This is a genomic window from Xenorhabdus bovienii, from assembly GCF_024721015.1.
Lineage (GTDB): Bacteria > Pseudomonadota > Gammaproteobacteria > Enterobacterales > Enterobacteriaceae > Xenorhabdus > Xenorhabdus bovienii.
On the sequence record NZ_JANAIF010000002.1, the window covers coordinates 139,496 to 152,270 of the forward strand.

Genomic DNA, 12,775 nt, shown 5'->3' on the forward strand with positions numbered 1-12,775 from the left:
CAGTTGGGACTTAAAGCTTTTGAAGAATTAAAAGCCAGTCTGAATTTCTTTGCACAATTAGGGATTCAGGCGCTGGATAAATTAAAATCCAGTCTGGATGCATTTGTACAGTTGGGACTTAAAGCTTTTGAAGAATTAAAAGCCAGTCTGAATTTCTTTGCACAATTAGGGATTCAGGCGCTGGATAAATTAAAATCCACACTGGATTCATTTGTGCAGTTGGGTGTTCAGGCACTGAATAAATTAACCGCACCCCTGGATGTATTTGCGCAGCTGGGAACTCAGGCGCTGGATAAATTAAAATCCACACTGGATTCATTTGTGCAGTTGGGAACTCAGGCACTGAATAAATTAACCGCACCCCTGGATGTATTTGCGCAGCTGGGAACTCAGGCGTTGGATAAATTAAAATCCACACTGGATGCATTTGTGCAGTTGGGTGTTCAGGCACTGGATAAATTAACAGCTCCCCTGGATGTATTTGCTAAATTGGGTATGCAGGCTTTGGAAGAGTTAAAAGCCAGCCTCAGTTTTTTTGCTCAGCTGGGCGTTCAGGCGCTGGATAAATTGAAATCCAGTCTGGATATATTTACTCAGGTTGGTGTTCAGGCTTTGGAAGAATTAAGAGCCAATCTGAATAAATTTGCGCAGGTGGGTATTCAGGCTATGGAGAATTTAAGAGATGGCTTGAAGGTATTCGCACAATTGGGAACTGAGGCTTTAGAAGCGCTAAGAGCCGCCATGGATTTTTTTGGTAAAACCGGAAACAAAGTTTTTGGCTCACTTAATGATGGTGCTGATTTGCTATCTAACAAAGGAGGTCAAGATACTTTTGGAAACCAAAGAAAAGGCCTGGGAATATTAGGGAATATTGGTCAAAAAGTTTTTGGTGTTTTGGGTAATGGTATAAATATTCTGGCAAATGTTGGTGTAAAAGGCCTGTCTTTTTTAAGTAGTACTTTCCGTGTATTAGGAAAATCAATAATGTTCATTGGTCGGGCTATGATGGCGAACCCGATTCTTGCCATTATTGGTGTTATCGCAATGGCTGCTATTTATATTTGGCAGAATTGGGGAACGTTGGGGCCAAAATTCACAGCCTTGTGGGAAAGCATCAAAAATGTCTGTAGCAATGCATGGCAGGGAATTAAAGACACAGTCAGTGCTGCATGGGAAGGTATCAAGAACTTTTTCATGAATGGGGGACTGATCGGCATTATTTACCAAAACTGGGATGCCATTAAACAAAGCGCTTCAGAAGTTTGGGAAGCGATTAAAGCCTTATTAAGTGAGAAATGGGAATCTATTAAACAAAGCGTTCTTGCCACTTGGGAAAATATCAAAGCCCAAATCAGTGGTGCTTGGGAATCCGTTAAACAGAATACTTTGGAAATCTGGGAAAGCATCAAAAAATCAATTTCAGATAGATGGAATGAAATTGTTAGTGATGTTCAAGCTATTCCAGAGAAATTAAAGAAAGCGGGTTCGGATATGATCGATAGCTTGTTAACGGGTATTCAAGAAAAATGGGAAGCTTTGAAGGGTAAAGTTTCCTCTATTACTGACATATTCAAATCGTGGTGGTCAGGTGATGATAAAAAGGAAGTAGCTGTAAAAGCATCAAAGGAAATAACTAATAGCGAAACTACGCAACAAGCAGCACAAGTTACTAAACATGATACAGGCGGATCTATTTCAGCCGGAAAATTCGGCATTGTGGGGGAGCGTGGCCCTGAAATTATTAGCGGCCCAGCCAATGTAACCAGCCGGAAAAATACGGCAAAACTCGCTGCTGTGGGATTTGCCGTTAGTTCAATGTCTTTGCCTATTGCCGCACAGGATGCACCGTTGCATGCGCAAAGTCTGCCTGCTCACACTTATGAGGCTGTTCAGACGAAGAAGGAACGAAGCCTGCCACCGCAGTCTAGCGGGGCACCACAATATAACATCTATGTCTATGGCGCTCAGGGACAGTCCGCGCAGGATATTGCCCGTGTGGTCAGGCAGGAATTGGAACAACGGGAACGTATGCAGCAAGCCCGTATGCGTAGCTCACTTTCTGATAGAGGAGAAGATTTCTCATGATGGCTGCACTTGGTTTATTTGTTTTTATGTTGAAAACAACGCCATACCAAAGTTTCCAATATAAACAAAGTTGGAGACATGCCTTCAATAGCCGTGTGGGAGCACGGCCTGCATGGCAATTTATTGGTTCAGATAATGATACGATCACGCTATCGGGGGAACTTTATCCTGAACTGACAGGCGGTTCTCTTTCACTGTTTGCATTGAAATTGATGGCAGACAGCGGTAAGGCATGGTCTTTCATTGATGGAAGTGGCGCAATTTATGGAATGTTCGTTATCGAAAGCATTGATGAGACAAAAACGGAATTTATGTCGGGCGGAGCGGCCAGAAAAATCAGTTTTACACTGACCTTACGGCGCGTTGATAACAATTTGTTTGAAATGTTGGGTGATTTGCAGGATCAATTATCTGATATAAAAGGCAAACCACCTAAATCACTGGATAAGCCTTCTGGTCTTACGAGAAAGGCCATAGGTGAAATTAAGGAGCATCCTAATGCTAGATCTTAAACAGAGGATACCAAACACAGATTGGATTCCCCAATTTGATTTGGTCACTGGTAAAGAAGGTGCGCCAGCTTTTCGGTTGGAAACTAATAAGAAGGATATTACAGGGAAAATCCAATCGCGTTTAATGTCTTTAACGCTGACGGATAACCGCGGTTTGGAATCAGACCAGCTCGATATTGAGTTGGATGATGCGGATGGAAAACTTATATTTCCTTCCCGAGGCGATATTCTAGAATTGGAATTGGGGTGGCATGGCGACTCCTTAACCCCAAAGGGAAAATTTGTCGTTGATGAAATTGAACATACCGGTGCGCCTGATCGGCTGACAATTCGTGCCCGCAGTGCTGATTTTCGAGGTGATCTGAATGTTAAACGCGAAGAGTCTTACCATGAACACACTTTAGAGAGCATTGTGAGTACGATTGCTGCGAGAAACCAACTGACATTTAAAATCAGCGAGGAATTGAAGGGTATCTCTATGCACATCGATCAGACCAATGAATCTGACGTGAGCTTTTTGACACGGGTGGCAAAGCAGGAAGGGGCGATTGCTTCGGTCAAAAATGGGGAGTTGTTGTTTATCCGCCAAGGACAAAATAAGACCGGGAGTGGTGAGAATATTCTGCCTGTGCTGATTACTCGTGAATCAGGAGATAGTCATCGATTTTCTCTGTCTGACCGTGAAGCCTATACCGGTGTCGTTGCCCAATGGCAGGATACACGAACAACCACTAAGCAGACGGTTAAATTGAAGCGGGTAGAATCAAAGAGCGGGAAAGTTGAAATTATTATTGAATATGGAAGCAGCGATAACAAATCATCGGGCAAGGGAAACGCTAAAAAAGACAAAAACCCTGTCCAAAAAGATGAAATTCCTGTTCAAGAAGATAAAAATCTTATCCCAAAAGAGAAATATTCTGCCCAGAAAAAAGAATCCTCAACCTTTAAAAAGGAAAAAGATCGTAAAATTGAGTCTCCTCGTGAAGTAATCTCCGCTAAACCTGCTAAGACTGGTGTGGTCAATCTGGAGAAGAAAAAAGGCGTCGATTTGACGAAGAAAAGTCACAAAACAAAAGTAAAGGATAAGCCCGATTACATTAAAAAGGGACAAAAAGAAAGTAAAAGAAAAAACAGAGATAACAGAAATATCGATAGAGAAAAGAACACCGATATTGGGGGAAATCTATCTTCTGAGAAGCAGAGCAAATCAACGACTGAGCATCATCAAACAACAAAGGTACAGAAAAAGTCCGAAAACTATCTGGTGGGAGCTGAGGAAAATGTTCTGACACTCTCCCGTGTATATTCTAACAAGGAAAATGCGGAACGTGCTGCCAAAGCTGTTTGGGAAAAGATGCAGCGGGGGGCAGCGGGGTTTTCTATCGCCTTAGCAAAGGGACGCGCTGACATTTACCCTGAAACACCCGTTCATATTGAAGGATTTAAGCCGGAAATTAATGGGACTAGCTGGACAATCATCAAAGTCACCCACAATCTTAATGACAGTGGCTTTACAACATCGTTGGATCTCGAACTTAAAATTGATGATTTTGAAATCAAAACTGAGGATGTCGAAATAAAAGATTGATCTCAATATGAGATCTTTGGTATATTGTTCACCAGACGAGATGGTGTTATTTCGAGACAGTTATTTCAAGAAAGGTGAACAATATGATTAAGTGTCCTCTGTGTGGTCAGTCAGCGCATACTCGTAGCAGCTTCGAGCACTCAAGCCAGACAAAGGAGCGTTATAACCAATGTCAGAACATCAACTGTGGAGCAACGTTCGTCAGTCATGAAACGTTTGTGCGTTTTATTGCTAAGCCAGGTGGCGTCGAGAATGTCACGCCACATCCAAGGGCGAAAACGAAGAGACAACCTCGTCAGAAAGCTGCTGCGCCATGTCAGAAAGCTGACGCACAATAAATAATGAAAAAGGACATTGCTCCAGTTTTTGCCACCGTAATGGTGGCTTTTTTATGGATAATGGACTGTGTTTTGTTCTCGAATAGAGAACCTTAAACGGCATTGAGGCCAGAGAACGGCGAGTGAAATGACAATCCTCATGTAACGCCTGCTTGTCAGAGAAGCAGGCGTCAAAGTCTATGACAGGGTTATTTTTGGGACTCTGCCTGTAAGATCCTTTGCATCTCATCCTTGATGTGTAGTTTTTCTTTTTTCAGGCGCACAACTTTATCGCTATAGCCGGTTCCATTTGGGCCTTCAAGATGTGATATCTCGTGGTTAAGTCGGTTATGTTTTTCAAACAGGGATTGGAAACGGGGATTAGATTCTTTCAGACTGGACACTAAATCACGATATTCTGGAAACATAGGACCTCCTAGACGAAATTTACTACCGCTCAATATGAGTGTAGCAGCCCATTGTAAGATCAGATTTGAGAGATATCACATAAAAAAGATCGGGTAACAACTTTATATCTTTTTGATTGTTAATAATAATTTATCATATATCTAAATGAATAAATTTCTCATTTAAATAATAGTGGTAAAAATCAGTCTCTTGCCAAAAAAACATAACTTATTCCTACCGTTGTACATGTTATGATTCAATTCCGTTGTTAAATATATCAAGAGGTGATAAATGAAAAAGTATCTACTTCCTTTAGCCGCTATGATGGTTTCGGTTTCTACTTTTGCTCAGGCTGATAAGAAACTTGAAGATGTCGCTCCTTATCCTAAAGCTTCAGAGGGAATGGTACGCAATGTCATTGACCTTGCGCCAGAAGAGGATGAAGGCGATTACATGGTTGAACTGATGATTGGCAAGGATATAAAAGTAGACTGCAATCATCACTGGTTTGGTGGGCAACTTGAAACAAAAACCTTGGAGGGGTGGGGATACGATTATTATGTATTGAATAATGTCACCGGCCCAGCGTCAACCCACATGGGTTGTTCAGGACAAAAAGAAACCGTACGCTTTGTTCAAGTGCAGTTAGGCAAAGATGCGCTTATACGCTATAACAGCAAATTACCTATCGTGGTATATACGCCAAAATCAATGACAGTCAAATATCGTATTTGGCAGGCATTGGATGATGTCGATAATGCAGTAATCAAATAAATTATTGATTAGGTAAATCAACAACCTGAGTTTTATGAATATTTAACTCAGGTTGTTATGTTTATTATATTATCGTCATAAAGTTTTCGGTTAATTTATCTTTAACGGATAATGGTTATTTTCTAACATTAATTTTCATCAAGTTGACAATAAAACCGTTCCAAATAAGATAATTCTTAAATCATCATCTGTGATATTCGTCAGTCCTTTATTTTCTGCCTGCGGTTCCTTGCATATATTTAAAAATACTAACTAAACTTTGTTTGGATTCTTTTGCATTCATGCAAATATCATTGAGGAATCATAGAATGTTCAAAAAATTATCGGCAGAGTTTTTGGGTACTTTTTGGTTGGTGTTTGGCGGATGTGGCAGTGCTGTTTTAGCCGCCGCATTTCCACAGCTGGGGATTGGTTTTGTGGGAGTATCTCTGGCTTTTGGTTTAACGGTAGTGACGATGGCCTATGCCGTAGGGCATATTTCAGGAGGGCACTTTAATCCGGCTGTCACATTGGGGTTATTTGCTGGGGGACGTATTTCAGCAAAAGAAGTTATTCCTTATATTATTGCTCAAGTGATTGGGGGAATTGCTGCCGCAGCCGTACTTTATCTTATTGCCAGCGGTAAAAGTGGTTTTGATGCAACGGCAAGTGGTTTCGCATCCAATGGTTATGGTGAACATTCTCCTGGCGGTTTTTCATTACAGGCTGCCATCATCATTGAGTTGGTATTAACCGCATTTTTCCTGATTGTGATCCTCGGTACAACCGATAAAAATGCATCAGTCGGGTTTGCGCCACTGGCCATTGGTTTGGCATTGACACTTATCCATTTAATCAGTATCCCTGTGACAAATACGTCGGTTAACCCGGCAAGAAGTACGGCAGTTGCTGTTTTTCAAGGCACATGGGCGTTGGATCAACTTTGGCTGTTCTGGCTGATCCCATTAATTGGTGGTGCTATCGGTGGCTTGATATACCGTACGTTATTGCAGAAAGATTGATATCTTGTCATTTTGAACAGCCATGCGATTGCGTGGCTTTTTTTATCATATTTATGGTAAATTTTTCTACGGCTGACGCTTTTTTAAAAGGAAAAATGATGGAGCAAAATATAACGTGGGAACAAGGTGAATACTGGGTCACCACGGATAAAACGAAATTTGATATTCATTTTGTTCATAATAATCTTACCCAATTATATTGGGCGCGTGGGATTACGCTTGAGAAAGTCAGAACAGGGATAGAGCATAGCTTATGTTTTGCCTTGTTTCATTGTGATAAAGAAATTGGTTTCGCGCGATTAATTACAGATTTTTCAACGTTCGCTTATCTTTGCGATGTCTTTATTGTGCCGGACTATCAGAAGAGAGGACTGGGGCGTTGGTTGATGGAATGTGTTTTACAGCATCCTATTATTTCTCATGTGAAACGGGTTATGTTGGTGACCTCTTCGGCGGGTGGGCTTTATGAAAAATTCGGTTTTGAGCCTGTCAGGGTACAGGATTTTGTTTGGACGTTAGAGAAAACGAAAGCCTGAGTAAATGAAAAGGCAATAATGGTGATGCCGGCACTGGTAACCCAACCAGTGCCAATCATTATGACCTCCGGTTTAATAAATTTGATCATGTCATGCAGTGTATCGCCGGCTTCAACGTGTCCACCTTGACTGTTAATGAAGATTTTTATCGGATCCGTGTTGACTTCTTGCAGAATCAAAAGTTGAGATATCACTTTTCAGCCAGTTGCTGATTGATTTCTTCAGTGATAATAATGGAACGTGATTTAAGGGGTTTGTTCTTTAGAGTGGGGATTATTGCGTTATTTTCTTCTGTTAATTCAGGATATTCGCTATGCATCATTTCTATTCTCATGTAATAAACAATATTAATGGTATAAATAATATAGCTCTTAAAAACGTTTTTATGTTGAAAAAATGTATTTAAAGAGTATTAGATTTAATTTATGTCATAAAATCAAAAAAATTGAATTAATTTATTAAATTTTTTAGTTATTTTAGATGTTTGTGATGTTATATATTTATCGGCAGAATTCTTATGAAGATATAACACGTGTAATAAAATAAGATATATGCAATATATATTGTTATTTGTGTAATATACGTGATGTTGTTGTGGGTTTTATGTTAAATATTTAATGATATATATTGTGGTGAATTGAATATGTGATTTTATTATCTGTTTTATCAATGAGTTATCAAGAACTCATCAAGACTGGCTTCTTATGCCAGATGAATGACTTGAAAAAGTAATAGGCTATTAAAGATGTAAAGTCAAGGCTCTCAATATGTTCAGCTTAATTTATATATTAGGTTGGTTATACCTTATAATTTTTTGATATTTCCTTCTTTTCTATTGTGGGATTTTTATTGAATTATATATTAAGAGTATAACAGTGAACATTTGATTTATGGAGTCTTTACAATCTGCAAATAGGCATTGTTGGTAGTGAAGTGGGTGTAATAAATTAGGAAAAAAATATGGAACATCTTGACGTAGAAAAGGTGTCGAGCAAAATTTTACATGAATTGTTGCAATATAGACGCCGTTTCTCAGAATCTGAACATACGATTGAATATGAAGAACAGAAAGTCTCTGAAGTTCAGCTACCACGCATTCGTGCGTTTGTTGAACAGGGTAAAGCTGTTGAATGTATTCTTCCTGCGTTTCCGACAAAATCGCCAAACCCCCGCAAAGTACTGGGTACTATGCCTGATATGGCAGAAAAATTATCACTGATTTTTCTGAATTCTCTGTGTCAGCGCATTCAACTTTATTATCCACCAGGTGCAAATATTGTTATTTGTTCTGATGGGCATGTATTCAGTGATCTTATCCATGTCGACGATGAAACCATTACCCATTATCAATTGGAAATTGAAAAGTTGCTGCATGAACTGGGCGCAACCAATCTTTCAGTTTTTAATCTCGGCAACGTCGAGTCACTAACCCAATATACCAGCAATTATGATCAACTGCGTGAGTTGCTGGTGAATGGCTATGCTTCTTCGGTAGAAGAAATTAAGGCCACGCTTAAAGAGAGTGAAGAAGGGCTTCAGCTCTATCGGGCGATTACTCGTTTTCTCTATGAAGATAGTCTGTTGCCGGGATATGACGGCTCGAAAACTGCCTTGCAGAAAGATGCGCGTCAGCGAGCGGCTGGTGTTATCCAGCGTAGTTGGGCTTGGGGAAATCTGCTGGCTGAACAGTTTCCACTGGCTATTCGCCTTTCTATCCATCCGCAGCCCGTTGACAGTATTAAAATCGGTATTCATATGATGCCTACCCGGGATGATTGGCTTACGCCGTGGCATGGTGTCGCAGCCAATATTAACGGTCAATTTGTGCTGATGAAAAGTGATGAAGTGAAAAAGATGCAGGGAAAATTGGTCGAGATCCGTGGTGTCCCCAGCCATTACATGATTGAAGCCGTATCTGAGCAAAATCAGCAGGTAGCACCATTGGCTGTCGCTTCGCAGGAACAGTAATAAGGTTGTCTGAAAGGCATTCGCCGTTATACCGATTTTTGAGAGAGGGCATTATGAATATAGATGAACTGGATTGTTGTATTGAACCGATCATGCCTTTTGGGCTTCTGATTACGCCCAATACCTCTGAGCAGGACATCACTGCGCTGTCTGTTGATACCCTGCGCGAACTGGCACGTACCCACAAGCTGGTTGTATTACGCGGCTTTTCTTCTGGTTTTACGGATCCGGAAAAGTTGACGGAATACACTAGCCGTTGGGGAGAAATAATGATGTGGCCGTTTGGCGCCATATTGGATGTCATGGAGCGCCCTGATCCTTCAGACCATGTTTTGGACAGTACCCATGTGCCATTACATTGGGATGGCATGTATAAGCCGACAATTCCGGAGTTTCAGATATTTCACTGCGTCTCTGCACCTGAGGCAAGTCAGGGAGGGCGGACCACGTTTGTTGATACTGAGCAATTGATTGTTGATGCCAGTGATGATGAGCGTCATGAATGGAAAAACACCCTGATAACTTACCGTACAAGCAGAGTGACGCATTATGGTGGGGAGGTGGTTTCACCGCTGATTTGTCTTCATCCTGATGGTAAAAAATGGGTGATGCGTTATAACGAACCCATGACAGGAAAAGATGATAAATATGCTGACCATCATTTATTGACGATCCATGGGTTGTCAGTTGAACAGCAAAAAGAATTTGAAAGAAATCTGCATGGCAGATTGTATGACCCGCGTTATTTCTATGCTCATCAATGGCAGTCCGGTGATTTAGTCATTAGTGATAATTTTACTTTGCTGCATGGTAGGGAAGCGTTTATTACTCATTCTCCCCGACATCTCCAGCGGGTGCATGTTCATGGAACACCAGTTTGTGAGAATCTCAGTTTCCGGACTATTTCCAATTCAGATTCTGGTGTAGCTGAAGTTGAGTTGAAGGAGGTTTGATTAATGGCTCGTATTGTTTTGGCTGCGATTGCAACTCCAGGTCATGTTTTTCCCATTTGTTCCATTGCCAAGCATTTGATAGGGCAGGGGCACGAAGCGACAATATTCACTGGCTCTATTTTTCGGCAGCAGGCGGAAGCGTTAGGAGCAAGTTTCGTCGCCTTTGATCAGCAGGTCGATGTTGATTACCGTAATCTGGAAGAGAAATTTCCTGAGAGAGGGCAGCATCCTCCCGGAAATCATCAGATGACACATGCCCTTAAGCAATTTTTTGCTGGCCCTATACCCGTGCTGTATCGTCAGTTGGAACAGTTAGTTGAAGGCGCTGATTTGCTGATTGTGGACAATACGTTCTATGCGGTACTGCCACTGTTACAGAAACCTGCCCATGATCGTATTCCTGTTATTGCGATTGGGGTGACACCGTTGTCATGGTCGACTCGGGATACCATCTTCTGGGGACCGCGTATTCCTCCTGAATTGTTGCCTGCTGATTTGATGCGTGAGCAATTGGTGGATGAGGAAACGGGTCAGTTGATTGGACAGGTACGGGATGCATTCAACACAGCACTGTTGGAAGTGGCATCTCCTCCTCTGACACAAGATCACAATGATGTCGTTCTGAGTCGAGCCGACCGTTTCCTGCAATTGGCAACCAAATCGTTTGAATTTCCTCGTGATGATTTACCGGAAACGGTGGATTTTATCGGTGCGCTGGGTGTCGAAGTGCAGGATGATAAAACCCAGTTGGAGTGGTCAGATGAAAACCTGCCGCTTGTCTTAGTCACACAGGGAACGCTGGCGAATGTTGATCTCAGCCAATTGCTGTTACCTACCTTGCGTGCATTGGCGACGCTGCCAGTGCGTGTGCTGGCAATTACGGCGGGAAGGCCAGTCGAAACGTTGGGTGAAGAGATCCCTGACAATGCCAGAGTGGTGGAATACCTTAACTTTGAACACTGGCTTCCTCGTTCAGCAATTTTCATTACCAATGGTGGGTATGGTTCTCTTAATGCGGCCATTCGTCACGGTGTGCCGCTGGTGGTTGCTGGTACGGGAGATGGTAAGTTGGAGGCTGTCGCCCGTGTTATCTGGTCACGATGCGGTATTAGTCTGAATACGGATACACCGAGTGAAAAACAGTTATATCAAGCGGTGACTCGGATACTTTCTTCTCCTGAATGGCATTATCAGTCACAGAGAATCAAGGCAGATTATGATGCTCATAATGCCTTGGAATCGATCACTCGTCATGTTAATGAGTTGATTGCTGAATCAGCTTGAGTCATTAATCGAAGAAAAAGTATATATACCGAATGGATTTCGAGTTGCAGCGCGACGGAATCCTCGGAAGCATAGCTAACTATGTGACCGGGGTGAGTGAGCGTAGCCAACAAAGCGGCAACTTGAAAGACGGAGGCTATTTAAACCGTCACGAACATCTCCATGTCTAAGTGGGGAATATTCAGTGACGGTTTATTCTTGATCGGAAGTTCTGATTCAGGGTATTAATGCAGAGAGATATCAGGCCTTTTCCCGTACACCTTCAACGGAAATAACCAATTCAACTTCCTGAGATTTTGGCCCTAAATTAGCCTTAATATCAAAATCCTTCAGTTTAATTTTACCATTAGCTTCAAAACCCGTACGGTATCCCCCCCACGGATCTTTACCTTCTCCCATTAATTTGGCATTCAGCGTCACGGGTTTGGTGACACCATTTAATGTTAGATCACCGATAACTGTGTATTTCTCTCCCTTTTGGCTGATCTCAGTTGAAGTAAATTTGGCTTCTGGATATTTTTCCGTGTTTAAAAAATTAGGCTTGCGCAGGTGTTTATCGCGCTCGGCATGGTTGGTGTCTACGCTACTCGTCTTAATAACGACATTAACTTTGTCTGTTGCTGGGTTTTGCGGATCGAAAGCAAAATCTCCGTCAAATTTTCTGAAGCTACCGTAAAGCCAGCTCATACCCAAATGTTGGATACGAAATTCAATAAAGGCGTGTTGGCCAATCGTATCGATTTTATAGTTAGCGGCTATTGCAGAGCCTGTACTCATTAATAAAGTGCCTGCGGTCAGGCCAATTAGCATCTTTTTTAACATAGTGATTCTCCAGAGGTTATTTTTAGTCAGGGTTTGAAGCCAAATATTCTTTTTAAGGTACTATCGCGGTCAATAAAATGATGCTTCAATGCAGCAAGTGTGTGCAGCAGGGAGAGCACCACAACAACCCAAGCGAGATAAAGGTGGATAATGCCAGCGGTATCTGCCTGTACGCCCTGTTCTGACAGCGTGGCAGGGATATCAAACCATCCAAAAACACTGATAGGTTGCCCGTCAGCCGTAGAAATAAGATATCCGCTGCCTAAAATGCCAAACAGAGCCAGATAGAGCGTGAAATGAACCAGTTTGGAACTGATTCGCGTCAAATGACTGTAACTGGTCAGAGGTTTTGGTGGCGGAGAAATAAACCGCCAGATAATACGAATAACCATGACAAAAAAAATTAAACTCCCAATACTTTTATGGAGTTCTGGTGCCTGATGATACCAAGTAAGTAATCAAGAAAAATTAATTGCAAATTTAGCACCATAACCTTCCAATAGAGTATTTAGCTCATACTCCACGGT

General features: G+C 41.7%; 11 protein-coding genes and 3 pseudogenes. 10 read left to right on the top strand and 4 right to left on the bottom strand.

Annotated elements, in window-relative coordinates; translation table 11 throughout:
- The 4 genes and pseudogenes from NXS07_RS01205 to NXS07_RS01225 all read left to right on the top strand — a co-directional run.
- A pseudogene (locus NXS07_RS01205) lies at positions 1-2,085 on the top strand (phage tail protein); the annotation flags it as partial.
- Positions 2,082-2,597: a phage tail protein gene (locus NXS07_RS01210; RefSeq protein ID WP_038197081.1), complete on the top strand. Its 516-nt coding sequence runs from the start codon at positions 2,082-2,084 to the stop codon at positions 2,595-2,597. The pseudogene NXS07_RS01205 and the gene NXS07_RS01210, both read left to right, overlap by 4 nt.
- Positions 2,584-4,185 (top strand): contractile injection system protein, VgrG/Pvc8 family, encoded by a 1,602-nt coding sequence (locus NXS07_RS21780; protein WP_438818356.1) that lies wholly within the window; start codon positions 2,584-2,586, stop codon positions 4,183-4,185. The genes NXS07_RS01210 and NXS07_RS21780 overlap by 14 nt, the downstream gene beginning before the upstream one ends.
- 83 nt (positions 4,186-4,268) lie before the next feature.
- Positions 4,269-4,523, top strand: a complete 255-nt coding sequence (locus NXS07_RS01225; protein ID WP_038225234.1) for an ogr/Delta-like zinc finger family protein — start codon at positions 4,269-4,271, stop codon at positions 4,521-4,523.
- Positions 4,524-4,711: 188 nt separating this feature from the next.
- Here the strand turns inward: NXS07_RS01225 and NXS07_RS01230 are convergent, their stop codons facing one another.
- Complete coding sequence (locus NXS07_RS01230) at positions 4,712-4,930, bottom strand: HP1242/YdcH family protein (RefSeq protein ID WP_038201943.1); 219 nt, start codon at positions 4,928-4,930, stop codon at positions 4,712-4,714.
- Positions 4,931-5,201: 271 nt separating this feature from the next.
- Between NXS07_RS01230 and eco the strand changes: the two genes are divergently transcribed.
- The 3 genes from eco (at position 5,202) to NXS07_RS01245 (ending at position 7,221) form a co-directional block, all read left to right on the top strand.
- Entirely contained in the window at positions 5,202-5,684 is a 483-nt protein-coding gene (gene eco, locus NXS07_RS01235; protein WP_038197077.1) for a serine protease inhibitor ecotin, read from the top strand.
- A 308-nt stretch (positions 5,685-5,992) separates the two neighbouring features.
- Positions 5,993-6,685 (top strand): aquaporin Z, encoded by a 693-nt coding sequence (gene aqpZ, locus NXS07_RS01240; protein WP_038181285.1) that lies wholly within the window; start codon positions 5,993-5,995, stop codon positions 6,683-6,685.
- A 98-nt stretch (positions 6,686-6,783) separates the two neighbouring features.
- Positions 6,784-7,221 (top strand): GNAT family N-acetyltransferase, encoded by a 438-nt coding sequence (locus NXS07_RS01245; protein ID WP_258086030.1) that lies wholly within the window; start codon positions 6,784-6,786, stop codon positions 7,219-7,221.
- Between the two features lie 17 nt (positions 7,222-7,238).
- On the opposite strand, the pseudogene NXS07_RS01250 reads toward NXS07_RS01245, so the two are convergent.
- Positions 7,239-7,540, bottom strand: a pseudogene (locus tag NXS07_RS01250) (ATP-dependent Clp protease proteolytic subunit); the annotation flags it as partial.
- Between the two features lie 641 nt (positions 7,541-8,181).
- Here NXS07_RS01250 and pvcA point away from each other — a divergent pair.
- From pvcA to NXS07_RS01265, 3 genes are read left to right on the top strand one after another with little or no spacing between them, the layout of a single operon-like run.
- Positions 8,182-9,189, top strand: a complete 1,008-nt coding sequence (gene pvcA, locus NXS07_RS01255) for an L-tyrosine isonitrile synthase (RefSeq protein ID WP_038181279.1) — start codon at positions 8,182-8,184, stop codon at positions 9,187-9,189.
- Positions 9,190-9,242: 53 nt separating this feature from the next.
- Positions 9,243-10,142 (top strand): tyrosine isonitrile desaturase/decarboxylase, encoded by a 900-nt coding sequence (pvcB, locus tag NXS07_RS01260; protein WP_038225230.1) that lies wholly within the window; start codon positions 9,243-9,245, stop codon positions 10,140-10,142.
- Between the two features lie 3 nt (positions 10,143-10,145).
- Entirely contained in the window at positions 10,146-11,426 is a 1,281-nt protein-coding gene (locus tag NXS07_RS01265; protein WP_038218358.1) for a glycosyltransferase, read from the top strand.
- Between the two features lie 240 nt (positions 11,427-11,666).
- On the opposite strand, the gene NXS07_RS01270 is transcribed toward NXS07_RS01265, so the two are convergent.
- Both NXS07_RS01270 and NXS07_RS01275 read right to left on the bottom strand, forming a co-directional pair.
- The gene (locus NXS07_RS01270) at positions 11,667-12,248 is read right to left on the bottom strand and encodes a YceI family protein (protein WP_038201930.1); all 582 of its coding nucleotides are present in this window, start codon (positions 12,246-12,248) and stop codon (positions 11,667-11,669) included.
- A gap of 26 nt (positions 12,249-12,274) precedes the next feature.
- Positions 12,275-12,697 (bottom strand): annotated as a pseudogene (locus tag NXS07_RS01275) (cytochrome b); the annotation flags it as partial.
- Positions 12,698-12,775 lie beyond the last annotated feature (78 nt).